The sequence below is a fragment of the Peribacillus sp. NPDC060253 genome (assembly GCF_042727425.1).
GTDB lineage: Bacteria > Bacillota > Bacilli > Bacillales > DSM-1321 > Peribacillus.
Genome location: NZ_JBHXAS010000025.1, coordinates 1 through 25,762 on the forward strand (window position 1 = coordinate 1; position 25,762 = coordinate 25,762).

At 41.2% G+C, this 25,762-nt stretch carries 23 protein-coding genes, 1 riboswitch and 1 other annotated feature; of the genes, 8 read left to right on the forward strand and 15 right to left on the reverse strand.

Annotated features, from left to right (window positions below; all coding sequences use genetic code 11):
• Positions 1-59: 59 nt before the first annotated feature.
• Positions 60-659 (forward strand): hypothetical protein, encoded by a 600-nt coding sequence (locus tag ACFWE9_RS08975; protein ID WP_377356516.1) that lies wholly within the window; start codon positions 60-62, stop codon positions 657-659.
• A gap of 504 nt (positions 660-1,163) precedes the next feature.
• Here the strand turns inward: ACFWE9_RS08975 and ACFWE9_RS08980 are convergent.
• The 5 genes from ACFWE9_RS08980 to ACFWE9_RS09000 all read right to left on the reverse strand — a co-directional run bounded on the left by ACFWE9_RS08980 (position 1,164) and on the right by ACFWE9_RS09000 (position 8,807).
• Positions 1,164-1,682: a hypothetical protein gene (locus tag ACFWE9_RS08980; protein WP_230158789.1), complete on the reverse strand. Its 519-nt coding sequence runs from the start codon at positions 1,680-1,682 to the stop codon at positions 1,164-1,166.
• A 147-nt stretch (positions 1,683-1,829) separates the two neighbouring features.
• On the reverse strand, positions 1,830-4,751 hold the full coding sequence (locus ACFWE9_RS08985; RefSeq protein WP_230158788.1) for a S8 family peptidase: 2,922 nt from the start codon (positions 4,749-4,751) through the stop codon (positions 1,830-1,832).
• A gap of 335 nt (positions 4,752-5,086) precedes the next feature.
• Positions 5,087-7,501 carry a leucine--tRNA ligase gene (gene leuS / locus ACFWE9_RS08990; protein WP_377356518.1) on the reverse strand — a complete coding sequence of 805 codons (2,415 nt, stop codon included), beginning with the start codon at positions 7,499-7,501 and terminating at the stop codon, positions 5,087-5,089.
• 53 nt (positions 7,502-7,554) lie between these two features.
• Positions 7,555-7,786, reverse strand: a binding site (T-box leader).
• Between the two features lie 154 nt (positions 7,787-7,940).
• Positions 7,941-8,204: a DUF2524 family protein gene (locus ACFWE9_RS08995; RefSeq protein WP_230158786.1), complete on the reverse strand. Its 264-nt coding sequence runs from the start codon at positions 8,202-8,204 to the stop codon at positions 7,941-7,943.
• A 96-nt stretch (positions 8,205-8,300) separates the two neighbouring features.
• Positions 8,301-8,807: an SMI1/KNR4 family protein gene (locus tag ACFWE9_RS09000; RefSeq protein WP_230158785.1), complete on the reverse strand. Its 507-nt coding sequence runs from the start codon at positions 8,805-8,807 to the stop codon at positions 8,301-8,303.
• A 169-nt stretch (positions 8,808-8,976) separates the two neighbouring features.
• Here ACFWE9_RS09000 and mnmL point away from each other — a divergent pair, with 169 nt between their 5' ends.
• The 3 genes from mnmL (at position 8,977) to ACFWE9_RS09015 (ending at position 11,041) form a co-directional block, all read left to right on the forward strand.
• Positions 8,977-9,933 carry a tRNA modification radical SAM protein MnmL/YtqA gene (gene mnmL / locus ACFWE9_RS09005; protein WP_230158784.1) on the forward strand — a complete coding sequence of 319 codons (957 nt, stop codon included), beginning with the start codon at positions 8,977-8,979 and terminating at the stop codon, positions 9,931-9,933.
• A 1-nt stretch (position 9,934) separates the two neighbouring features.
• The gene (gene mnmM, locus ACFWE9_RS09010; RefSeq protein ID WP_230158783.1) at positions 9,935-10,507 is read left to right on the forward strand and encodes a tRNA 5-(aminomethyl)-2-thiouridylate-methyltransferase MnmM; all 573 of its coding nucleotides are present in this window, start codon (positions 9,935-9,937) and stop codon (positions 10,505-10,507) included.
• 138 nt (positions 10,508-10,645) lie between these two features.
• Entirely contained in the window at positions 10,646-11,041 is a 396-nt protein-coding gene (locus ACFWE9_RS09015) for a hypothetical protein (RefSeq protein ID WP_230158782.1), read from the forward strand.
• A gap of 72 nt (positions 11,042-11,113) precedes the next feature.
• On the opposite strand, the gene ACFWE9_RS09020 is transcribed toward ACFWE9_RS09015, so the two are convergent.
• Entirely contained in the window at positions 11,114-11,917 is an 804-nt protein-coding gene (locus ACFWE9_RS09020) for an alpha/beta hydrolase (protein WP_230158781.1), read from the reverse strand.
• Between the two features lie 211 nt (positions 11,918-12,128).
• Between ACFWE9_RS09020 and ACFWE9_RS09025 the strand changes: the two genes are divergently transcribed.
• Positions 12,129-12,647 (forward strand): gamma carbonic anhydrase, encoded by a 519-nt coding sequence (locus ACFWE9_RS09025; protein ID WP_230158959.1) that lies wholly within the window; start codon positions 12,129-12,131, stop codon positions 12,645-12,647.
• Between the two features lie 44 nt (positions 12,648-12,691).
• Here the strand turns inward: ACFWE9_RS09025 and ACFWE9_RS09030 are convergent, their stop codons facing one another.
• Positions 12,692-12,922: a hypothetical protein gene (locus ACFWE9_RS09030; RefSeq protein WP_377356522.1), complete on the reverse strand. Its 231-nt coding sequence runs from the start codon at positions 12,920-12,922 to the stop codon at positions 12,692-12,694.
• A gap of 149 nt (positions 12,923-13,071) precedes the next feature.
• On the reverse strand, positions 13,072-14,265 hold the full coding sequence (metK, locus tag ACFWE9_RS09035; RefSeq protein ID WP_230158779.1) for a methionine adenosyltransferase: 1,194 nt from the start codon (positions 14,263-14,265) through the stop codon (positions 13,072-13,074).
• A 163-nt stretch (positions 14,266-14,428) separates the two neighbouring features.
• Positions 14,429-14,592: riboswitch (SAM riboswitch) on the reverse strand.
• A 416-nt stretch (positions 14,593-15,008) separates the two neighbouring features.
• Between metK and pckA the strand changes: the two genes are divergently transcribed.
• The gene (gene pckA, locus ACFWE9_RS09040; protein WP_230158778.1) at positions 15,009-16,595 is read left to right on the forward strand and encodes a phosphoenolpyruvate carboxykinase (ATP); all 1,587 of its coding nucleotides are present in this window, start codon (positions 15,009-15,011) and stop codon (positions 16,593-16,595) included.
• Positions 16,596-16,880: 285 nt separating this feature from the next.
• On the opposite strand, the gene ACFWE9_RS09045 is transcribed toward pckA, so the two are convergent.
• The 3 genes from ACFWE9_RS09045 to ACFWE9_RS09055 are packed head-to-tail and all read right to left on the reverse strand — an operon-like array spanning position 16,881 to position 20,764.
• Positions 16,881-18,182, reverse strand: a complete 1,302-nt coding sequence (locus ACFWE9_RS09045) for a nucleotide sugar dehydrogenase (RefSeq protein ID WP_230158777.1) — start codon at positions 18,180-18,182, stop codon at positions 16,881-16,883.
• Positions 18,183-18,223: 41 nt separating this feature from the next.
• A complete protein-coding gene (locus tag ACFWE9_RS09050; protein WP_230158776.1) occupies positions 18,224-19,540 on the reverse strand; it encodes a glycosyltransferase in 1,317 nt (438 codons plus the stop codon).
• A gap of 18 nt (positions 19,541-19,558) precedes the next feature.
• On the reverse strand, positions 19,559-20,764 hold the full coding sequence (locus tag ACFWE9_RS09055) for a glycosyltransferase family 4 protein (protein ID WP_230158775.1): 1,206 nt from the start codon (positions 20,762-20,764) through the stop codon (positions 19,559-19,561).
• A gap of 190 nt (positions 20,765-20,954) precedes the next feature.
• On the opposite strand from ACFWE9_RS09055, the gene wecB reads away from it, so the two are divergent.
• The gene (gene wecB / locus ACFWE9_RS09060) at positions 20,955-22,097 is read left to right on the forward strand and encodes a non-hydrolyzing UDP-N-acetylglucosamine 2-epimerase (RefSeq protein WP_377356525.1); all 1,143 of its coding nucleotides are present in this window, start codon (positions 20,955-20,957) and stop codon (positions 22,095-22,097) included.
• Between the two features lie 230 nt (positions 22,098-22,327).
• Here wecB and ACFWE9_RS09065 read toward each other — a convergent pair whose 3' ends face one another.
• The 3 genes from ACFWE9_RS09065 to ACFWE9_RS09075 are packed head-to-tail and all read right to left on the reverse strand — an operon-like array spanning position 22,328 to position 24,194.
• Positions 22,328-23,668: an MATE family efflux transporter gene (locus tag ACFWE9_RS09065; protein ID WP_230158773.1), complete on the reverse strand. Its 1,341-nt coding sequence runs from the start codon at positions 23,666-23,668 to the stop codon at positions 22,328-22,330.
• Between the two features lie 25 nt (positions 23,669-23,693).
• Positions 23,694-23,930 carry a hypothetical protein gene (locus tag ACFWE9_RS09070; protein WP_230158772.1) on the reverse strand — a complete coding sequence of 79 codons (237 nt, stop codon included), beginning with the start codon at positions 23,928-23,930 and terminating at the stop codon, positions 23,694-23,696.
• 45 nt (positions 23,931-23,975) lie between these two features.
• Positions 23,976-24,194: a TetR/AcrR family transcriptional regulator gene (locus ACFWE9_RS09075; RefSeq protein ID WP_230158771.1), complete on the reverse strand. Its 219-nt coding sequence runs from the start codon at positions 24,192-24,194 to the stop codon at positions 23,976-23,978.
• A gap of 239 nt (positions 24,195-24,433) precedes the next feature.
• On the opposite strand from ACFWE9_RS09075, the gene ACFWE9_RS09080 reads away from it, so the two are divergent.
• Positions 24,434-24,841: a VOC family protein gene (locus tag ACFWE9_RS09080; protein WP_230158770.1), complete on the forward strand. Its 408-nt coding sequence runs from the start codon at positions 24,434-24,436 to the stop codon at positions 24,839-24,841.
• Between the two features lie 111 nt (positions 24,842-24,952).
• Here ACFWE9_RS09080 and ACFWE9_RS09085 read toward each other — a convergent pair whose 3' ends face one another.
• On the reverse strand, positions 24,953-25,723 hold the full coding sequence (locus ACFWE9_RS09085; RefSeq protein WP_230158769.1) for a sulfite exporter TauE/SafE family protein: 771 nt from the start codon (positions 25,721-25,723) through the stop codon (positions 24,953-24,955).
• Between the last annotated feature and the right edge of the window lie 39 nt (positions 25,724-25,762).

The following is a 25,762-nucleotide window of genomic DNA, read 5'->3' on the forward strand; positions in this document are numbered from 1 at the left end:
GGTTATAATATATAAGAATTGGTTTTAATTAGGTTAAAAGTATTCAAGAGGTGAAAATCATGAAAAAGATCTTTTTGTCCATCATCCTATCCCTACTCTCACTTTCTTTAGTCGCCTGTAAGGCTAATGATCCAAAATCCGAGAATAACCTTTCAGTTCCTGAGCTGACAGCAAGGGAAAAGGCCATCTTGGAGAATACAGCTGAACATTCCTTTCTTATCGATTTCAATGTAGATGATACATACAAGGAGATGTCCGTCTGGGTCGAAAAATATGAATTTGGCAAACTAGTCGAAGATGAAAAAGGCCGAATGACAACTGGGATTGAAAAAAATGGGACGATCATCTTCACCACATCCAAAACGGATGAGGAACAAGACCAATCGATGTTCAATATCAGCATTCAAAATGCTGATGGTACGACTACAGCGACGTACCCTGAAAAGATTGAGAAGATGGCTGCAAGCGTATCGGGCAGTACAGGTAAGATCGATATACATACCACAAACAAGCCTGTATTGGCGAGCATTTGTTATTCAAGCGGAGATGAAGGCATACATTCACTTTCCACTGATTTTTACAATGATATGGATAGACATATCGACGAATTAAGGGAATACGATGTTGTCTACCTTTTGAGAAGTGAATTTACAAAATGAGCGAACGGTGTAAGAAAGGAGCCTGCGGGGGACTTTAATGCTAATCTATCAAGAAATCTTAGCCGGCTTATCATACGATATTGATAGGTGGGGTAATGAGGATTCCAGATAAGGTTTATCTTGCATGGATGATAACCACAAAAGCAGCCATTGCTCTTAGAACATGGCTGCTTTTCCCTGATGAGGGGTATGCGTTCATTTTAATGAAGTAGCAGATATGTTTGTGACGTTTTTTCAACACCTGTAACAAGCCTATTGAAGGAAGAGAAATATCGGTGTAACCTTTTAAAATGAAAAAAAGAGAAAGAAGATTATTGAATTGAAGAAAATCATCCTTCTCTTTGCAGCAGTAGTCATTGCCAGCTCTCTCGGACATCAAATAAACAGCGGATATAAGGCCCCACGTAAATTCCGTCCTAAAGTATAGGGAAATTCATTTTAAATAATTAGATTGAGAAACCTTACTAAATAAAAAAGAGAAAGGGATTCCCCTCTCTTAACATGTTAAAAGTCCTTCACTTCTAAATTAATTCCATCTACTTGATCATTATAGATAAAAAATGAAATGAATATATCATTATCCCGATCAATATATTCAATTATTTTGTCAGTTTGATCACTTGAACGCTCTATATAGTTTTCCCCATAGATATTAATAAAATCCTTTACAGATGTACCAATTGAAACATTTTTGGAAGTCTTGGAGCTAGAATCGAAAGTTTCAATTCTATATATACGTTTATTTTTTTTACTCTTATCTACAGTAATACGTTTATTTATGTTTTTATCAATGTTATACATTTTATAGCCAGGATGGCTAACATCTTTAGCGATAGAAAAGAAATGGTTCTTTCGATATTTATCCATAGTTTCCAATAGATAAATATGATCTATATTTTCTTTTGATAGATCAGTCGTTTTTGTTTTATATTCATAAAACTGAAACCCTACAACAAAACTGAATACTGCCAATATGATTATGGTAAATAAGAAAACAACGTTTACTTCTTTTATTTTTTCCAATTATCGATACTCCTAAACGAAAGTTTTGCAAGTGAAACACGAAGGGCTCAGCACGTTCTAGTCAATGTAGCTTGCATTATTTATACCCTTCTAAGCTAATGGACAAAAAAAGACCGCTTAACAATTAAGTTAAACGGCCTTCACCACTTACTTTTTAGATTTCTTAACGGTTACTTTTGTTGCTTTTCCTGTATTGCCCGCTTTGTCTTTTGCTGAGACATATAATACGGATCCCGCTTTTTTCTTGCTGATTTTGATGGAGAAGTTCCCCTTCTTATCAGCTTTTGCCGTTCCGATGTTTTTATTGTTGTACTTCACTGTAACTGATGAACCCAATTCGGCTTTACCAGTTACTTTTGTTGCTTTGTCATTTACTTCATTCACTTTCGGTGCTCCTGGAGCGGTTTTATCGAGAACAGTTACGGTTGCCGCCTTGCTTTCACGTTTAGCTAAGTCTGTAGCTGTGACTGAAAGTTTAGTACCAGCCTTTTGCTTGCTGATTTTCACTTTGAAATTCCCTTTGCTGTCCGTGTTACCTGAACCAATCACTTTTTTTGCGCTATTTTTGATTGTGATTTTCATGTCTGCTTGTGATTGACCCGTTGCATACGTATCTTTGTCACTTACCGCTTTAACAGTTGGCTTATTGGGCGTTTGACCCTTCTTCACATATACTTTAAATGAAGTTATTGCTAGTTTTGAAGAATCAGAGATATTCACAGTAAGCAGTTGCTCCGCTTTTTGGACCGGAATAGTAACGGTGAACGTTCCGTTAGCTGCCGCCGTGCCTTTACCGAGCGTTTTGTTTCCGCTTTTCACTTCGATTACTGAACCTTTTTTAGCTGAACCAGTCAGTTTTGTTTGCGTATCCATCACAAGATTGACTTTAGCTTGTAAATCCACTGCACTAAGTGCACTGTAAGCATTCAGTCTTCCAAATCCAGATACCAAATCTTTTCCGACAGGCAGTTCTTCTTCTGGGATTATAATCTCGCCATCTTCAGGTTGATAATCCTCATAAGGGTCTACATTATCTTCTTCTTCAAACGCGACATATTCCGATGTCTGATGAAGGATTTCCCTTACTTCATTCACTTTCAACCCGGGATTCCCTGACAACAACAAGGCTGTAGCTGCCGCAACATGCGGGGCTGCCATTGATGTTCCATCCATGTAAGTAACATTCCCATTAGGTACAATGCTCGGAATGCCTGTCCCTGGAGCGACCATGTCCAATTTCGATCCATAATTGGAATAATCGGATACTAAATCAAGGGCATTGGTTGCACCGACGGATATCGCGTATTTAGATGAAGCAGGATAAGATAGACCATCCATCCCATCATTACCACTTGCTACGACAACCATTACATTCTTGGCGGCGGCATGTTTCAAGGCGTATTCAATCGTTCTGCTATATTCTCCGCCCAAGCTAAGGTTTATTACCTTTGCACCATGATCCACGGCATATTTAATGCCTAGTGCAATTTTCTCATTGTCTCCATATCCTGAAGAATCCAAGACCTTCACAGGCATGATTTTAGCTATTGGATTGATTCCTTGCATGGAATAACCATTATCTGCTTTGGCAGCGATAATTCCGGATACATGTGTACCATGGCCATTGTCATCGATTGCATCTACTTTCTTATCAATGAAATTCTTGCCTAAGTCCATGCGAACCGTATCTTTCAAATCCGCCAGTGAATCATCGACACCTGTGTCGATAACCGCTACTAATGTTTCCTTTAAATTACGTTTCTTAATAAGGGCCTGCAGTTTTTCGTTATCGATGTCTGCCCCCTTAATGCCTTCTTCTCCACCGGCATTATTTAAAGACCATTGATACGGTGACTGAATATCGGCTGAAAGTGCTTTATACGTTTTTACCGGTTCGATATATTCCACTTCTGGAAGTTTTTCGATACTCGATAGAGCTGCTGTGCTCATTTTAGCTTGATTCTTTAACTCTACGACATACATATCATCATACAGAACCTCTTGTTTCTTAGGTGTCGACAATGTTCCATATCCTTTTCCGCTGACCTTGGATTGGAGCGAGCTTAATGACTTCCCAGGTTTAAGTTTGACGATATATTTGCTTTTTGTATTTTTTGAAGCTGGCAGTTCCATTCCTGCTTTGCTTGCGATATCTACGATTCTCTCACCTGCAAGCTTATCAAGATTGATTTTCTTTGCCATGTCTTCCATATCCTTTTTCAATCCAGCTGGAGCGACACCTGCCGACTTAGTGAACAAAGCTTTAATCGCTTCTTGCTGTTTGTTGCTAATGACCGCTGTACTGCTTGCTCCATTTTCATTAAGATCCTCAATAAGGGGCTTAATCTCGACTAAGTGATTATAAACAGCTTCCCGTGCCGTTTTATTACCGGCAAGATGAAGTGCCAGGAAGGGGGAAGCCTTATAGTATAAAGAAGAAAGGGTTCGTCCCTCAGACGACTTCGTGAGAACTTCATCTCTAAACACGCGGAGTGTTTTCAACATCGATTCTCCCGTTTTCTTATCATTTACACTAACTTCGACCGGACATGATTCAAGATCCATCTCTTCATCCCCAGCAGATGGCGGCAGTGCTACTGAATGAGCATTGATGGAGTATTCCGATTCATTTTTAGCATCTGGTATAGGATTCCCCTCATCATCCATTTCGCCAAAATATTCAACTTTAACATAATACGTACCTTCCCATGCATAGGGGAAATCGATTACGGCTTTTTCATCCGGATAAGAAGAGCCAAAATAAATGCCCTCATCTTTTTCGGCTTTTTCTTTATCTTGATAAACGGAAATATTCAAGATTTTATCAGAATTGACCTCGAACTCAATATGGGAGAATTTTTGTATTTCCTCTTCTGACGGGGTGATTTGGTACCATTGAACATCGGGTTTTTCAAACTTTCCGTCCAAAGTGTCCCCATTTTTAATGGTTTTAACATTTTCAATAGGTGTTACTGTTGCAGCTTGAGCGTTTTGTGGAACCATCAAACTGACAATCAGTGCAAAAATAAGTAAAAACGCCATAAATCTACTTACATTCTTAAATTTCACAGTTTCCCCTCCAATAATTGGTTAAAAAATAATAGTACTATACCAAACTATCACACTGTAAAATTTTATCCAACTAATATTTCCCTTTTTATATAGAAAATGCTTGATACAATTGAACATCTAGCCGAAAAATGATTCGCATGTACCAATTAAGCAAGATATTTAAGGTCTAATGGACATCCCATAATACCTGTCGATGCCTATTGATAGATTCACCGCTAATGGATTTAAATTAGTGAAAATACTACCATGACCTACTCTCTACATTCATCCAATGCCGAAGCAAAAAAAAAGCTGTCCCTGCATGAAAACATGCGGAACAGCTCTCATTCGATTCAGTTTGCGACGATATTGACTAATTTGCCTGGTACGGCAATGACTTTACGGATGGTTTTCCCATCGATTTGTTCTTTGATGGCATCATCACCCATCGCAATTTCTTGCAGTTTTTCTTTCGTAGTGTCTGTCGGCACCATTAATTTCGCTTTTACTTTTCCGTTGATTTGGATGACTATTTCTACTTCGTTGTCCACCAACTTCGCTTCGTCGAAAGCCGGCCAAGTTCCGTACGTGATGCCCTCTGAATGACCTAGTTTAGACCAAAGTTCCTCGGCGATATGCGGTGCAACAGGTGCAAGCAATTTGATGAAGCCCTCAATATATACTTTAGGAAGCGAATCTGCTTTATAGGCATCATTGATGAATACCATCAATTGTGAAATCGCCGTATTGAATTTCAATTCTTCATAGTTCTCGGTCACTTTTTTAACCGTTTGATGATAGACTTTTTCTAGCTTACCTGTATCATCCGTTTCGGTCATCTTATCTGTGATCGTACCTTCTTCGTTTACTAATAAACGCCAGATACGGTCCAGGAACCGGCGCGAACCATCCAATCCGTTAGTAGACCAGGCAATCGATGCATCCAATGGTCCCATGAACATTTCGTACATGCGAAGTGTATCGGCACCATGGCTTTCAACGATGTCATCAGGGTTCACTACATTCCCTTTGGATTTACTCATTTTTTCATTATTTTCGCCAAGGATCATCCCTTGGTTAAATAGGTTTTGGAATGGTTCCTTCGTTGGAACGACACCGATATCGTACAAGAATTTATGCCAGAAACGTGCGTACAGCAAGTGAAGCACCGCATGCTCAGCTCCACCAATATAAATGTCGACCGGCATCCATTCTTTTAATTTTTCAGGATCTGCAAGTGCTTCCTTGTTATCCGGATCAATATAACGAAGGAAATACCAGCTGCTTCCAGCCCATTGTGGCATGGTATTTGTCTCACGGCGCCCTTTTCGTCCGTTTTCATCCGTTACGTTTACCCATTCCGCAATGTTCGCAAGTGGCGATTCACCTGTACCTGAAGGCTTGATATCCGTCGCTTTCGGTAAAATCAATGGAAGTTCTTCTTCCTTCACTGCAGACATGGTGCCATCTTCCCAATGGATGATTGGAATCGGTTCGCCCCAGTAACGTTGACGGCTGAATAACCAGTCGCGAAGACGGTATGTGATTTTCTTCGTACCGATTTCTTTTTCTTCGAGCCATTTAATCATGGTTGAAATGCCTTCTTCTTTATTCAACCCATCAAGGAATTCAGAATTCACATGAAGACCATCGCCTGTATATGCCTCACTTTTCACATCTCCGCCAGCTACGACTTCCTTGATCGGCAAGTCGAACTTGACTGCAAACTCATAATCGCGCTCATCATGCGCAGGAACGGCCATGATGGCACCAGTTCCGTAGCTGATCAACACATAATCAGCAATCCAGATCGGCATTTTTTCACCGTTTACCGGGTTAATCGCATAAGCCCCTGTGAACACGCCTGATTTATCCTTTGCCAAGTCTGTTCTTTCCAAGTCGCTTTTATGTTTCACTTCATCTAAATAAGCTTCAACTGCCGCCCTTTGATCAGCCGTCGTAATTTTATCGACAAACTGATGTTCAGGTGCCAATACGGCATATGTTGCACCGAATAATGTATCCGGGCGGGTCGTGAACACCGTGAACGTATCTTGGTGACCATCGATATGGAAAGTAACCTCCGCTCCCTCTGAACGGCCAATCCAGTTACGTTGCATATCCTTGATGTTTTCAGGCCAATCCACATCATTCAAATCGTCGATCAAACGGTCTGCATAAGCTGTGATTCGAAGCATCCATTGTTTCATCGGGCGGCGTTCAACCGGATGGCTTCCACGCTCACTTTTTCCATCGATGACTTCTTCGTTCGCCAATACCGTCCCAAGTGCCGGACACCAGTTAACGGCCACTTCATCAATATATGCAAGGCCCTTTTCATATAATTTCAAGAAGATCCATTGCGTCCATTTGTAATAGTCTGGATCTGTCGTGTTTATTTCGCGATCCCAGTCATAAGAAAAACCAAGGGCTTTGATTTGGCGGCGGAACGTGTTGATGTTGTGCTCCGTGAATTCAGCTGGATCATTTCCCGTATCGATCGCATATTGCTCTGCCGGAAGTCCAAAAGCGTCCCAGCCGATCGGGTGCAATACATTATACCCCTGCGCCCGTTTCATCCGTGCTAGGATATCGCTTGCCGTATAACCTTCCGGGTGCCCAACATGAAGACCGGCCCCTGAAGGATATGGGAACATATCCAGTGCGTAGAATTTACGTTTACCGCTTTCTTCACCCGTTTTGAATGTTTTATTGCATTCCCAATACTTTTGCCATTTTGTTTCTATGCTTCTATGGTCAAAACTCATTTGATTTCCTCCTAATTTCCGTATAAAAAACAATAAAAAACCCCTCATCCCAAAATAGGGACGAGAGGATTATGTATATCTTCCCGCGGTACCACCCACATTGGCGATAGCTAAAATCCGCCCAGCTTAAAACATCCGTAACATGGATTTAAACGCCAGGCATTACTTTTTACCTTCACACCCGGGACTCCAAGGCGAGTTCACGACCATCCCAGGTTGACTTGCACCATCCGTCAACTCTCTTTACTGGTTTAAACCGCTACTATTCCTCATCATAGTCTTTATGAGAATATTGCATTATATTTCATTCTAGTCAATTTCACCGATAATTGCAATAGCCGTACATAAACATTATCGACAGGTTTTTCATTATATATGCGAATTCAAGAAAATTCGTGCAAAAAAGGGAGCTATGCATGCATAGCTCCCTTGCTTCCCTTTAATGTCGCAGTAAAATCATTTCATTTTTCAAATCATTCAACTGCTGCTGCATCCGAGAAAGCATATCCCGTTGTTGGGCATTAGCACTGTTATATAATCGTTCCATATCCGTCAATGCCTCTTCGATATACCTCTGCGAATTTTGAAATTGTTCATCATCATAATGCTCCTGCCGTGAGGCTTCGTTAAATTCATACTCTGCAAAATGGAGAGCTCCTTCACATTGCTCTAAAAAATGATCGACGGATTGTCTGGTTGCCATTTCAAACCCTCTCCTTCGCGTCTCATTTGGATGATTCGGGATCATCTTGATTAGTTTGAGCAATTAACGAGTGGATTATCATTTTTTTTGAGGAATTCATCCTTTATCCCAAAACTTTTCCCCTTGATGTGAAATGAATTGCTCGATCCATTCGGCAAAACCCATATGGAGTTTCTCGCCTTCTTCAAAATCATCGATATGGCCTTTTACCATTAAGTACTCCTTATCGCCTTTAGCAACGGCTTCCCCATCGATCACGATATTATCTTGATAAATGCAGGCCACTTTATAGCGTCCTTCATAGGATTCTTCATATGTGTAATTAATTATGTCATCCAGGCTGTATAAATCATTTTCCCCACCTGATTCTCGTGTTTCGAACAGACGGCATCCGTTCGTTATTTTCAAAAACTCTTTATAATCATCGGGCAGAAGCAGTCCGGTTTTTTCTTCAAAGGAATGAATTTGTTCATCCGAAGCAGGGGAATTGAAGGTGCAAGTGGCTTTGTATATAAACCCATCTTCATTTACTTCGATCACCTGATTATTTTCGGCTAATCTCTTTTTCATTTGTTTAATCGCTTCTTCAACTTGACCGGTCATGTCCATCAGCTCCCGATTGGATATAGTCATTCACTAGATATACTGGCCTTAGCAGCTAAACCTTTACCCTTCAAGTATACAGTATACGCTTTTTTTTCGAAAAAAGACCTAGCTGCCAGAATGTTGTATAATATATGATGCGCTTTATTATACTTAGGAGGTTGCTGATTTGAATCAAGCAAACCCGTTTATATATGCAACGGATAACAAAAGATATCACACATGGAATTACCACTTGAGAAAACATTTTGGACATAAGGTTTTTAAAGTTGCCCTGGATGGCGGTTTTGACTGTCCGAACCGTGATGGCACCGTCGCACATGGCGGCTGTACCTTCTGCAGTGCCTCAGGCTCGGGTGACTTTGCAGGCAATCGGGTGGAGCCGCTCGAAGTCCAGTTTAAAAAAATCAGCGAACGGATGCATCATAAGTGGAAAGACGGAAAGTATATGGCCTATTTTCAAGCGTTCACAAATACGCATGCACCCGTGGCAGAGCTTCGCGAGAAATACGAAAGTGTTCTGACCCAGGAGGGTGTCGTTGGACTCTCCATAGCTACACGCCCTGATTGCCTGCCCGATGATGTAGTCGAGTATTTGGCAGAATTGAATGAACGCACATACCTATGGGTGGAACTTGGTCTCCAGACGGTGCACGAAAAGACCGCGACGATGATCAATCGTGCCCATGACTTCGATTGCTACAAAGAAGGCGTCGATAAACTGCGCAAACATGGCATTCGCGTATGTTCCCATATCATCAATGGCCTTCCTCAGGAAGATTACGATATGATGATGGAAACAGCCCGAGAAGTAGCCAAACTCGATGTACAGGGCATAAAAATCCATTTACTTCATCTCTTAAAAGGGACACCGATGGTCAAACAATATGAAAAAGGCTTGCTTGAATTCCTGGACCGTGATGATTATGTCAGCCTGGTCTGTGACCAGTTGGAAATCATTCCAAAAGAAATGATCGTTCATCGCATAACAGGTGATGGTCCGATCGATTTAATGATTGGTCCAATGTGGAGCATCAATAAATGGGATGTCTTGAATGCCATTGATGACGAATTGAAACGCCGCAACAGCTGGCAGGGGAAAAATCACCATACGGAGGTACAATAAGATGAAGCTTGACCGCATTTTGCCATTCGCAAGAATTCTGCTTGAAAAAGCGGTCCACCCTGGGGACATAACCGTTGATGGCACGATGGGCAACGGTTTTGATACGACCTTTCTTGCAGGGCTTACAGGTAAAAACGGACATGTCTATAGTTTTGACATTCAGAAAGAAGCCATCCAAATAACAGGTGCCAAACTGAAAGAAGAACATTTACTTGAGCATTGCACTCTCATTCACGACGGGCATGAACAAATGAGCAAATACATCAAGAAAGAACATTTTGGAAAAATCACAGGGGCCATATTCAACCTAGGCTACCTTCCTGGCGGAGATAAATCCATCATCACCCAAGCCGATTCGACGATATCGGCCATTGAACAGCTTTTCGAGATGTTGGCACCAGAAGGGATCATCATCCTCGTCATCTACCATGGTCATCCAGGAGGATCGGCAGAACGTGATGCATTGATGGATTATGTACAGGACTTCCCTCAACAAAAAGCACATATCCTGAAATACGGCTTCATCAACCAAGCCAATAATCCGCCATTCATTGTCGCAATTGAAAAGAAATGATAACTTTTGACACCGTTCTATCCGAACGGTGTTTTTTCAATTCACACTCGCATACAGCAGAATTACCAATCATAACTTTTTGAATTTTGCGTCTATAATGATTATAATTGATAGAAAATAGATAAGAGGGTGCAGAAAATGGAACATTTGCCTACTTCATTACTGACAGATATATTGACTGAAAAAATCAAAAGGGATTCAAGTGTACAATACGGGGATTTTGTCAGCTCGCTTAACTCGTTGACAGAAAAACAAAAAAACATGGAGGACCTCAAACAATTCGATCAACTTTTTGATAAGTTCCTGCCACAGCTCGATTTAATGATTTCCACACAAAACCATGAAGCGATCATGAATATGAAAGCGACGCTTTTGGACCTATTCGCCAATGACTTAACCTTCAAATCCATTTATCTCCTATCCACTGCATTATCCAATAAAAAAGAACTTACACACTTGAACCAATTTATGTACCCGGTTTCTTTCTGGGCACCGGTCATCAAGTCGAACGAGTTGCTTAAAAACGCAGGCTGATCCAAATAAAAAAAGCTGCCGAGGTCTAACTTCGGCAGCTTTTCATTATATATCCTGACAGTATGTACTGATTCAGACGACATACCCTAATATCTTTAAACGGTTTTCAACAAAACTCAGAGCATATTGAAATACATCATCACGCTCTGGTTCGTTGAAGATTTCATGATAGAGTTTTGGCCATTCCTTATACTGCTTTTCACTGGCCAAGTTATAATTAAACCACTCACGTACCGCCTTTTTATTCACGATTCGGTCATCTCCGCCCTGCATGACCAATAGCGGCACATCCTGAAATTCAGGTATCTCTTCAAAAGCATCCTTCATTGCCTGTGCAAGTTCACGATACCAGCGAACTGAAACCTTAGTGATGTATAATGTATCGTTTCTATCGGATTCACGAATTTCTGAACTTCTCGTTGCCATTTCAGGTGTTAATCCGGAATCTACCCTGAACATAGGCATCACGAGGTTCAAACCATGCGAGATGGTAGTCAGGAACTTCGGCGGCTTCGTCATGAGACCTAGACATGGTGAAGATAAAATCACCCCTGCAATGTCCCATTCCTCTTCCTGAAGAAGACGTATCGAAATTAAACCACCCATGCTGTGTCCAAGTAAAAAGACCGGCAGTGAATATTCGTAGGCTACTTCTATCCAGCTTTTCACTTCGTCTAAATATTCATCAAAGGAATCGATATGTCCCCGGTAGGCGCGAGTTGTCATTCCCTGCCCAGGAAGGTCGCCCATCACGACATGGTATCCCGCTGAAAGCCACATTTGTGTTACCCACTTATAACGGCCATGATGTTCCATTGCCCCATGAATGATGACAATGACGCCTTTTGCGTCTCCTTCAGTCTCCCATTTCCACATTCGAAATCCCCCTTTCACTTTTCACTTGTTGTTTCCGTTCCTTGATAGTTAAAAATAATATATATAAATTATAACCATATTCATGTTTTTCGACAAAAAAGAAATCTAACAAGTTGTACATTCGTATTATAAATAGCCAAGTGTATTTGCATACGGTATATTAAAATAATACATAAAAACATTCACTTCGGAAAGGAAATGATTGAAAATGATTATTTATCCGTTTAAAGGCAAAGAACCCGAAATTGCTGAAAGCGCTTATATTGCAGAAAATGCTGTCGTGACGGGTGATGTGAAAATTGGTGACGAATCGTCGATTTGGTTCAATTCCGTCATTCGTGGTGATGTAGCCCCAACCATCATTGGAAAAAAAGTCAGTATACAGGATAACAGCGTCCTGCACCAAAGCCCGAATAATCCATTGATCATCGAGGATGAAGTAACCATTGGCCATCAGGTCATTTTACATAGCTGTAAAATTCGTAAAGGCGCTTTAATCGGCATGGGATCGATTGTACTTGATGCAGCCGAAATCGGCGAAGGAGCTTTTATCGGTGCAGGCAGTCTCGTTCCCCAAGGAAAAGTCATTCCGCCAAACATGTTAGCATTCGGACGCCCAGCAAAAGTGATTCGCGAAATCAATGAGGAAGACCGTCAGGATATGGAACGTATCGTACGCGAATATGCCGAAAAAGGACAATACTATAAAAATGCAGAGCGAATAAAATAAGTTCACGAATATCGGCCCGAAACTTACGAGTATAAAGCTGAGATTCATGGTAACGACATACTCACGAGTATTTGCTCGAAACTCACGAGTAAACGCTCCAAATTCACGAGTAAACGCTCCAAATTCACGAGTATTTGCTCCAAACTCACGAGTAAACGCTCCATACTCACGAGTATTTGCACCAAATTCACGAGTAAACGCTCCAAATTCACGAGTATTTGCTCCAAACTCACGAGTAAACACTCCAAACTCTCGAGTAAACACCCAAAACTCACGAGTAAACACCCAAATTCACGGTAACGACATACTCATAAGAAAAAACTCAAATCTCAAAATGGGATTTCTTGAATTATTCCCTCTGCAAGCGAAATTAATCCATAAAAAAAGGTGCCCCGCTAATGCGAGGCACCTTTACTTTTATGGATTATGCTTGTGCTTTTAACGTTTCTGCTTTATCTGTGCGTTCCCATGGTAGATCCACATCTGTACGGCCAAAGTGTCCGTAAGCAGCAGTTTGTTTGTAGATTGGGCGACGAAGATCGAGCATTTTGATGATTCCAGCTGGACGAAGGTCGAAGTTAGCGCGAACTAGGTCAACAAGAACTTCTTCGCTAACTGTACCAGTTCCGAATGTATCAATCGAAATGGATACAGGCTCTGCAACACCAATTGCGTAAGCCAATTGTACTTCCGCTTTGTCAGCAAGGCCAGCTGCCACGATGTTTTTCGCAACGTAACGAGCAGCATATGCCGCAGAACGGTCAACTTTCGTAGCATCCTTACCAGAGAATGCACCGCCGCCGTGACGAGCATATCCGCCGTACGTATCAACGATGATTTTACGTCCAGTAAGACCAGCATCCCCTTGAGGTCCGCCAATTACGAAACGACCAGTCGGGTTGATGAAGTACTTCGTTTCAGTATCGATCAATTCAGCTGGAACAACTGCTTTAATGACATGTTCTTTTAAATCCGCTTGAATTTGCTCAAGCGTAATTTCTGCATCATGTTGTGTAGAAATGACGATTGTATCTACACGCACAGGACGGTTGTTCTCATCATACTCCACAGTTACCTGTGTTTTACCATCAGGGCGTAAGTAAGCAAGCGTTTCGTCTTTACGAACTTGAGCCAAGCGGAATGAAAGTTTATGTGCCAATGAAATCGGAAGCGGCATAAGCTCCTCCGTTTCATTACAAGCGAATCCGAACATTAGACCTTGGTCCCCTGCACCGATTGCATCGATTTCTTCCTCTGACATGTTTCCTTCACGAGCTTCAAGAGCTTTATCGACGCCAGCTGCGATATCGGCAGACTGCTCATCGATGGAACTCAATACAGCACAAGTTTCAGCATCGAAACCGTATTTCGCACGTGTATAGCCAATTCCTGCAATCGTATCACGAACGATACGCGGAATATCCACGTAAGCGGATGTTGTAATTTCACCAGCAACAAGTACAAGACCTGTTGTTACACTTGTTTCACACGCAACACGTGCATTTGCATCCTTAGCAAGGATAGCATCTAAAATGGAATCTGAAATCTGATCACAAATCTTGTCCGGATGGCCCTCTGTAACAGATTCAGAAGTAAATAGACGTTTCTTTGACATCATATTTCCTCCTTGGAAGTTAGTATGTTGTAGGCATAAGCCTGATTTTTTACGGAACTCGTTTCCCTCATTAGTTTCAACTATAGACACAGAATTACTTTAAAAAACACAAAAACCTTCCCTGGCAAATGAGGAAAGGTTTAACATTCTGTCTTCTATCCTTTCACTCTTATCGTTCAAGGGTTTTTTACCTTGCTCAGGTTAGCACCATCACCACTATTCCTTGAAGAACCATCGCTTTATTTTCGGCGTTTGGTCTTGGAGTCAAGTTCAATATGGCAGGTTGCTGGGTTTCAAAGGGCCTGTCCCTCCACCAACTCGGGATAAGAGAATCCGTACAATTTAAGATAATATCGTATTTGGTCGGAATTTGTCAATGCTTTTTCTTAAAAGAACAATTCCCTCCCAAACAGTGTTCACGTAAAAAACGTGCTGAATCAACGTCCTTAAAGGGTTTTAATTTAAAAAATGCCAATATAAATGTTGAAAATTCCCATTAATTCATAACTTCCGTATTATATGAAATACTATGCTTAATTACTTCCTATTTAATTAAAGGAAAATTTACTTACTTTAGAGTATATGCGATAATATTGACTCGGTTCCTGCCGATTTTCCCGGTTTAAAATGATGAACGGAACCAGCTGAAATTTATCACAAAACAAAATAAATAGTATAGACTATTTAAATGAATGTGTTATACTAATTGTAATATAAAAACTTAAACAAAGGAAGGTACCTCATATATGAATTCTGTAGATGTTTCTAATGAGTTACACCAATTATTAACAGGAAACAATGTGTACACTCAACTTTCAGTACCTCAATTGGTCGAAAAAGTATTAAGCAGACATGAAGGAGTATTAACATCAACCGGCGCAGTAAAAGCTGAAACAGGCAAATATACTGGTCGGTCACCTAAAGATAAATATATCGTGGAAGAAGCATCCGTTAAAGATAAAGTCGATTGGGGTTCAGTGAACCAGCCAATTTCTGAAGATGTGTTCAATAAACTATATAATAAAGTAGTTGATTACCTAAAAGCAAAAGAAGAGCTTTTTGTTTTCAAAGGTTTCGCTGGTGCAGATGAATCATCACGTCTTCCAATTCGCGTTGTTAATGAATATGCTTGGCATAATCTTTTCGCCCATACTTTGTTCATCCGTCCAAACGAAGAGGAACTAAGAGGTCACGAAGCAGAATTCACAATTCTTTCGGCACCTAATTTCAAAGCGGACCCAGAAGTGGACGGAACGAAATCCGAAACTTTCATCATCGTTTCATTTGAACGCCGTACCATCCTGATCGGCGGAACGGAATATGCCGGAGAAATGAAAAAATCGATCTTCTCAATCATGAACTACCTACTTCCAGAGGCAGGAATCCTTCCAATGCATTGCTCTGCTAACGTAGGACGTGAAGGGGATGTCGCTTTATTCTTCGGATTGTCTGGTACTGGTAAAACAACTTTATCTGCAGACACTAATCGTAAACTGATTGGTGATGACGAGCACGGCTGGTCTTCTAATGGTGTATTCAACATCGAAGGCGGCTGCTATGCAAAAACGATCAACCTTTCTCGCGAAAAAGAACCGCAAATTTTCGATGCCATCCGTTTCGGTGCCGTATTGGAAAACGTAGTTGTGGATCCTGAAACACGTGAGGCAAACTACGATGATAGTTCATTAACCGAAAACACTCGTGCTGCATACCAAATGCAAGCGATTGATAACATCGTGAGCCCAAGTATCGCAGGACACCCTAATACGATCATTTTCTTAACAGCTGATGCTTCAGGCGTACTGCCTCCAATCAGCAAGCTTTCCAAAGAACAAGCAATGTTCCATTTCCTAAGTGGATACACTAGTAAATTGGCTGGTACTGAAAGAGGGGTAACTTCACCGGAAGCTACATTCTCGACTTGCTTCGGTTCACCATTCTTACCGCTACCTGCTCAACGCTATGCTGAAATGCTTGGTGATAAAATTGACGAGCACAATTCAAAAGTATACCTTGTCAACACTGGCTGGACCGGCGGAGCATACGGAACTGGTAGCCGTATGAAACTTGCTTACACTCGTGCAATGGTACAAGCGGCACTTGAAGGTGAATTATCGAACATCGAAACGGTCAAAGATGATATCTTCGGTCTGGATATTCCACTTCATGTTCCTGGTGTTCCTGATGAAGTGCTTCAACCAATCAAAACTTGGGCAGACCCTGCTGCTTATAAACAATCAGCAACAGCCCTTGCCGCTCAATTCCGTGCAAACTTCAAGAAATTTGGAAGCGTTCCAAGTGAAATCGAAGAACTTGGCGGACCGATTGCTTAATATATTGAATACAAAAGGACCAAGCTCATGCTTGGTCCTTTACAGTTTGTAGCAAAAAGGTTAGGTACGAGACTCCTGCGGGAATACGCGTCTAAGGGAGACCCCGCAGGAGTCTCCCAGACCGCCCGCTGAAAGCGAGTGCCTGGAGCGGAAATCAACGGTCAGATTTTTTTATTGCGATATCCCTCCTGACTTCGACTCAGAAATCCATTCCCATACAGCATCAAAAAAGGCACTGACTTTAAGTCAGCACCCTCCTCATTCCTACCCTATTACCATTTGGATTTAAATGATCGCTTTATTCCTAGCTTTTTTCATGGTGTTCGTTTTGTATTGATAGATATTGCCCAAGTTGGCAACCGGAATACCGATTTTAGTTGTATCAATGCAATTCCGTGTATCCAAAATCATTTTATTGGCCATAAGATTCGATAGCTTATCATAATCCATCATTTTAAATTCATCATGGTCAGTCAGGACAAGGATCAAGTCCGCATCGGTTACAGCGTCTTCCACGGAAACGACTGGCATCTTTCCAGATTGAACATGCGGGTCATGCAAGGCTACATCCACATTTTCCATCCCCATCAAGATATTGACGACATCAATGGCGGGACTTTCACGAATATCATCTACGTTTCCTTTATATGATAGACCGAAAACCGCTACCTTTGGATGGTGGATTCCCTCGAGCATCATCCTTACGCTATTGACAATGTAATAAGGCATCGATACGTTCGTATCACGGGCCAATTTAATGATTCTCGCATACTCTGGTGACTTTGCAACGATGAAATAGGGATCGACCGCTAAACAATGTCCGCCGACTCCTGGTCCCGGTTGGTGAAGATTTACACGTGGGTGCTTATTTGCCATCGATATGACATCTAAAACATTGATGTCCAGCTGGAAGCAGACCTTCGCCAGCTCATTTGCAAGGGCGATATTCACATCCCGGAAAGTATTTTCCATCAGCTTGGACATTTCCGCCGTTTTCGCATCGGTTTGAATGATCTCCCCTTGAACGAATGTTTTATAAACAAGGCTTCCTTTATAAGAACATGTTTCCGTGATTCCTCCGACGATACGATTATTATGAACTAACTCTTCAAGAATCCTTCCTGGTAATACACGTTCCGGGCAATGAACGAGGAAGATGTCTTTACCGATCGTGAATCCAGTCATTTCAATCATGGGTTTGATATGATCATCCATGCTTCTTGGCGCTATCGTCGATTCGATAATGATGATATTTCCCTTTTTGATAAAAGGAAGAATGGTGGATGTCGCTTCCAAGACATAAGTTAAATCACATGATTGATGCATGTCCTCTTTATTTGGAGTTGGGACCGCAATAATGAAAACATCTGCATTTTCCGGGCTTAAAGCAGCTCGGAACTTATTGGAATCAAGTACTTCCTGCAATACCTGCTCAAGTCCAGGTTCTTCGATATGGAGCTTACCACTATTCAAATTTGAAATAACTTCAGGCTGGATATCCACACCGACAACATCGACACCGTGTTTCGCAAACATTAAAGAAGTTGGAAGCCCTATATAACCAAGTCCCATTGTACAAAGTTTCATATTAACCACTCCTATCATATTTTTCTGCCACTCTCGTTTTGTTAGGCAGATTGATAAATATCGATAAAGATTTCTTTCTCTTGTTTCCAATTGTATTTTTGTCGTGCATTCAAGCAGTTACTGCTCATTTCCGCCCTTTTTTCAGGATGTTTCAATAGGTAATTGACACCTTCTGCAATTGACTTGGGATCATGCGAATCGACACAAACGCCAATCTGTTCCGTATCGACCACCTTTTGAATTTCTGGAAAGCTGCATGCTACGACAGGTACACCGCTCATCATGTATTCAAACAATTTATTGGAAGAAGCGGAGTAATGATTAAAGCAAACATTATTCAATACCTGAAAACCTAAATATGCATTTTTTGTATAATGGAGCAACTCATCAACAGGAACCTTCGACAAGAACTTCACCCGATGCTCCAAATTCATGTCACTTACTTTCTTCATCAAATCATCCTTAATTCTTCCATCTCCTATAAAAACGACCGTCCCAGCCTCGATCATCGGTACAGCATCAACCAATTGCTCTAACCCCCTGCCCATTTGAACACCGCCTTGGTATAACAATATCGGTTCATCCTGTGGCAAATCGAGCAGCTCATGCAAATTCACTGCCGTACTTTCCTCCGGATTGGTTGGAATCGGGTAGTTATGGACCACATTGGGATAAAGTCCATATAAGTCTTCGTTATACTTAGCTCTCGTATGGTTTTCGGCAATCATTTCATCGACAAAATATAATAGGGACTTCTCCATCATCCCGTAAATTCGGCTATTATATCCCGTTCTGCTCGTTTGTACTTCATGCGAATCATAAATCAGTTTTTTTCTTCGCAGCCATTTACTGCTGATCAGGCCCTGCATTAGCGTATTCAAGTCATTCGAATGATAAAAATCATATTTCTTTTTCCGGCCATGATAGATCATTTGACCAAAAATATAGCTTCTTGTTAATAAGGTCGGCAGCTTCGTTTTAGTCATGATCAGGGAGCCAATGGCAAGTAGTGCAAGTGAACCGAACAGGATTCCCGACCCTACCCAGCTAGTGATCAAGTTAAAGTCCATCAACGTGTTCCAAACCAATAAGGTCAATAGGACGATTTCAAACTTCTTTTTCTTCAATTTGCTTACGACCCTGAGAATCCTATTAAGTGCCTCCCAGCGGTTATTCACCCTAGTGACAGTAAAACCATTTCGATGTTTCTCCTTTTTGGGTAAATCCTTGATCTTCCAATTATGAATGGCAATTAAATCAACTTCATAACCCACTTCAGTAAGTGCAGTGCACTCTCTTAGAACCCTTGCATCGTTCGTAAAGTGATTCCATACAAACATACATACCTTCTTCGTCATGTTGTCCTCCACTTCTTTTCAGCCCGACGCTTCCATCACATTGATGAGACCTTTAATATTTTTAGACCATAGGAAATGTTGTTTCGCATACCGGTAACCATTTTCTCCTAGTTCTTCACGAAGGGTTGGATCAAGGGCCATCGTCAAAATATGCTGACTGATTTCATCAACACTTCTGCTATGCGCTACAACCCCGCATTCTGCTTCCGTGATTATTTGCTTGGCCCTTCCTGAAACATCAGCGACAATGGGCTTTCCGACACACATATAATCGATGATCTTTCCAGGCAGTACCTTATTGAATACATCTTTTTCAACCAAGCTTACATACGCAATATGGGAGGTGGATACTTCATGTAGAGTCACCCTTCTATTCATCGCATTAATGACCTTAATATTGGTCAAACCTTTAGAGCCGATTTCCTTCTCTACATCGGATATCCGGTATCCATATCCGATAATCGAAAACTCGATTCGCTTATGTTCACGTAGGTTTTCGGCTACGTCTATCAATTTTTTCAAATCTTGAGCAAGTCCAATATTTCCTGTATAAACGACTTTGATTATTTTTTCCGATACGGGCGAAAGCAAATTCTTCAAAGTCAGCTCGTCCGCTGTAAGCGAATTGGGAATGAATTGAATGTTATCTTCCTTGACTCCCTTTGCAACGATATAATCCCTGAAGCCAGGACTATTGATGATAATGTAATCTGAATGCTGATAGAGTTTCTTTTCCAGGAAGAAAGCGATTTTCAAAACCCATTTATTAGTGAATACTCCAACTCCTATCAACGATTCCGGCCATAGATCCCTGACATCTGTAATGAGTTTCGCCTTCATCTTTTTCTTGGCGATCAGCGCGGCCAATGTCGGGAAAATCGGCGGGGTCGTGGCAAATACATAATCATACTTTTTTTCGAGACGGATGATCGTATAAATGAAAAGCCACATCGCTTCAAAATAATGAAGCAAGCGCCTTCCCATATTGCTTGTATAGCGCTTCACTTTATCAGGTTTTATCCTGATGACGTCTTCTTCAATGCTTTCTTCATCCCAAAACTTTGTATCTTGATATAAACTTTGATTAGGATAACTCGGCTTCAATGTGATGACCGTTACCTCAAATCCGTTCTTTTTCAAATGGAGATATATATTTTTCATTCTATTTCCCGCACTTCCGATTTCCGGATAAAAGTTCTGTACGATCATCAGGACGCTTTTCATGTTCGCCTATCACCTCTATTCTTCGTATGCTGTGCTCCTGCTTTATATTGTAAATGCCCGATATTAATTAAAGGTTAAAGAAATATAAAGACCTTATTAACGTTGTAAATATTCTGTTAATTTTCGTTTCAATTTTATTTTTCCCATGAACTTCTCGTTATAATGGTGAGGACATATAGAAGGGGAGGCAATGAGCATGACTAAACAACGTTTAAAAGTCATGACCGTATTTGGGACAAGACCAGAGGCGATCAAAATGGCACCAGTCGTATTGGAACTGAAAAAGCATCAAGAAGAAATTGAAACGATCGTAGTGGTCACTGCCCAGCATAGGGAAATGCTCGATCAAGTCTTGCAACGCTTTCAAATAAAACCTGATCATGATTTGGATATGATGAAGGACAGACAAACATTAGAAGAAATTACAACTCGAGGCATTGAAAAGTTGAGTGCACTAATGAAAACGATCAAACCGGATATCGTCCTCGTTCATGGAGATACAACGACGACTTTCATCGCAAGTTTGGCTGCTTTCTATAATAAGATACAGATTGGTCACGTTGAAGCTGGTCTCCGTACTTGGAATAAGCATTCACCGTTCCCTGAAGAGATGAATCGACAGTTGACTGGAGTCCTGGCTGACTTGCACTTTGCCCCGACAAAGCAGGCGTCTGAAAATCTCCTCTCGGAAAATAAAAACAATGATTTCATCCATATTACTGGCAATACTGTCATCGATGCTTTGAAAACAACGATACAGGAAGACTACATGCATCCAATCCTCAATGGGTTGAATGGTGATAGGATGCTATTGATGACCGTACATCGTCGTGAAAATATCGGAAAACCAATGGAAGGAATATTCCGTTCCGTGAAACGCCTTCTGGACGAGCACGGGGATATCCAAGTTGTTTTTCCTATTCATAAAAATCCAGTCGTTCGCGAAATCGCTTATGAGATTTTCCAAAATACGGATCGTCTGCATTTAATCGAACCCCTAGAGGTGATTGATTTCCATAATTTCGCGGCTCGATCCCATCTAATCTTGACAGATTCCGGAGGAGTACAGGAAGAAGCCCCGTCACTCGGTGTTCCCGTTCTAGTGTTGCGCGATACGACCGAACGCCCTGAAGGAATCGAGGCCGGCACTCTTTTATTGGCAGGGATTGAGGAGGAACGCATTTACCAATTGACCAATAATTTGCTTACGAATGAAGATGCTTATAGAAAAATGGCGACAGCCTCCAACCCATACGGAGATGGATTTGCATCAAAACGGATCGTCGAAATCCTCTTAAAGCATTGTGAAATGAAATCTCCTCTTTCTTTATGAGAAAGGGAGGGTTTTTCAAGAAAATGAAAAAAGTCTGCTACTCCTTGTAAAGGACAGGTAAAAAAAACTAGCCTGTTTTATGATGATGACCTCTGTATTGAACAGGGGTCATCCTTTTTTTATTTCATGACCATATATACATACCCCTATAATGATCAACCCTTGAGACCGTTCAATAAAGGATTTCCTTGCAAAAAAAAGACCACCAAAATTGGTGGTCTTCATCTTATTTAATTGATTTGGGCTTTCCTTTTCATATAAAGAAGAACGGTTAAGAATATGACCGCCTCTGATAATGGAATGGCCAGCCATGCTGCATTCGTCCCGAATATTAGCGGCAATGTCAGCAAGAATATAAGCATGAAAATGAATTCGCGTCCAATCGTGATCCAAGCAGCCATCTTCACTTTCCCTATGGATTGGAAATAGGTCATCATGACGAAGTTGACACCCATTAGGAGATAGCCGCTAAAAAAGATCCTAATCCCAATTGTTGCAAGTCCTTTTACATCACTTGAAAAATCACCGAATAAATTCACGATGATAGGTGCCGCTACCTGTCCCAGGAGGGTAATGGATATGCCTGCACCTATTGCAGTGAAAATGGCAATGCGAACCGTTTCGCGCTTCCTCTTTTCATCTTTTGCACCATGATAATAGCTTACGAGAGGCTGGATCGCCGACCCTATGCCGAGAAACATCAACAGCATGACACTATGGGCATAGTTCACAATCGAAAATGCAGCTAAACCGTCTGTGCCTGCAAGGCGGGAGAACGCATTATTATGAGCGATAGTAAAGACGGATACACCTATTTCCGCTAAGAAACTCGGAAAGCCGATCATCATCGTCATCATGAAAAGGGATTTTTCAAAACGGAACTTGACGAGACGAAGCGTGTTCTTCTTCGTGAAAAAGTGCATGCTGAGAATCAGTATTCCTAACGCAGCTGCAATAATCGTTCCATAAGCAGTCTCTCGCACCCCTAATTCAAGAACGTAAAGGATTATGAAGTTCAAAACGAAATTGGAAAGTGCTGTAACGATTAGTGAAGCCATGGCCAGATTCGGATTCCCATTGTTCCTAACGAAAATGCTTAAGGTGTTTTCCAGTGTGAATACAAACCCCAGCATCAAGAATACATTCATATAGTCCGTTGCAAAGGGAGCCGTTGCCTCATTGGCTCCTAGTGCATATACAAGCTGATGGTGAAATGCATAGGCTATCAGACCAATGATTACCGTGAATATCGTGATGAGAATGATGGAATGGGTGAAAATAAAGCGCGCACGATCATAATCCTTCGCCCCCATGCTTTGTGAATAAAGCGTCGCGCCGCCTACTCCGATCCAAATCGACATCGCTACAAAGATTGTATATATGGGACCTGCAATATTAACTCCTGCAAGGGCAACGGAACCAAGTTTATTGCCGACCATCACACCATCGACAACAAAGTTCAAAGCCATCAATACCATTCCAATCATTGAAGGGATCAGATACCGCAGAAAGACCCTCCCCGTCGATTCCATCTCCAGTAGATTTTGTTGTTGTTTTTCTCTTAATGACATATATACCATCTCCTGCTATTCGACCTTACCTTGAAATCCCTCTCCAAAAAATGGTCCATGACGACGCAGGTTTTTCTGCAACCCGCTCAGGATTATCGCCATAAACCAGTTCAACCATAATGGCCACGATGACGCCGGAATAAGCCAATGTCAGGGTTCTCGCATCCCCTGAAATTACCCCCCTCTGATATCCATGTTTCGAAGAACTTTTCAAGGTTTCCTGTTGAACCAGAAGGTCATCCGTCTCTTTTTTGAATTTCATTGTATAAGTGTGTTGGTGGAAAGAATCCCATGTGAAGCCAGAACTTTAAACTCTCGACCTCTTGAACATCTTGATCATTTCTTCCAAAAATCCGTATAACGGCTTTTCCGGATCACTTCTTTGCATGATAGTGAAATACTCTACGTAAGCCGAAAGCTTCATTTCCTTTGCGTCTTTATGGACAGATAAAAACAGATCATCTTTCCCTTTAAAGTGAGAATAAATCGCTTCTTCCGCAATTTTGGGAAAGTGATATCCCCTCATAACCATGAATCGTTAAATATTAAAGTGCTGCTTTTTTCATTTCATCGCTTTTCATAATAATGTTCACCTTTCATTGCCGAATATTCTTTTTCTATTTACGATATGCTCATCATAAACTAACGAACGTTCGTTAGGCAAGTTTTTTATAGAAAAAACACTCGAATGTTATTCCCAATGAATAAAGGAGGATAATATCCGCATGGCGAAATGATAGTGATGACAAAAAAAGGAGGATTCATATGAAGCAACAGGCTACCCCTTATTTAATATTTGATAGACAAGCAAAGGACGCATTATCTTTCTATAAAGAGGTATTTCAAGCAGAGGTTTCCGACCTACAAACATACGGAGAAGCTGATTTCCCGACTCCTGAAGAGGCCAATGACCTTATTCTGCATGCCAAAATCCAAAAAAACGAATTGTTGATCATGGTATCTGATACGTTTCCGGGAAATCCCCTTGAATTCGGGAATAATGTTTCACTGGTTCTCGAGTGTGAAAGCGAAGCGGAAATCCAGCAACTATACGATGTCATGTGTGAAAAGGGATCATCGTTGATGGAACTGCAAGATACCTTTTGGGGAGCTAAGTATGCCAAGGTTAAGGATCAATTTGGTGTTCAATGGGACTTGAATTTCACAAAATGAATTCAAAAATGGCCGCAAATACGATTTGTATTTCGGCCATCTTTTATACGGATTTTCTGAGGCATCGCCGAGAACAATCATGCACCTTCAATAGTCGATGAACCCCTTCCTTCAAAGTACATGAAAATAATTCAAGACATTCTTGCCAATCAATAAAACAGTGACGCAAATGAATAATATACGTACATAGGAAGAACCTTTCTTAATGGCGAAGTTCGTTCCGACCAATGCCCCCAATACCATTGCAAGACCCATCGGAATTCCATAGGCAAAATTGACGGTCCCCATGGATAAGAAAATGATAAGTGCGGCTATATTGCTGCCAAAGTTCAAAATCCTTGCATTCCCAGCGGCTTGGACAAAGTCAAACCCGATAATCAAAAAGGAAAATAATAAAAAAGAACCTGTGCCTGGTCCAAGAAAACCATCATAAAAACCTATGGAAAATATTATGACAATCAGCAGAAGCATTTTCTTCCTCTTCAGTCCCTTATACTTTGCCTCTTTCCCCCAATCCTTTTTTACCATCGTATAGATCGCGACAATGACCAATAGAATCAAAATGAGAGGCTTCAGTATCTCTGCGGAAACAAAATGTACAACATAGGCTCCCAATGCCGCTCCAATCACGGTAATCGGAAACAGCTTAATGACGAAATTGAAATTAACTTTTCCAGCCCGAATGAATGAAATCGTACTGGTTAAAGACCCCATCGTACCCGCCAGCTTATTAGTCGCTAAAGCAGCTGAAGGTGAAATCCCCGTGAACAATAAAGCTGGTATGGCTATTAACCCGCCCCCGCCCACAACGGAATCGATAAACGCAGCAATAAAACCGGCTAGTATTAAAAATAGCAAAGTATAGAGATTGATATCCTCCATGTATTCCCCTTCTTTCAAAAGCACACTTAAAATGCATTA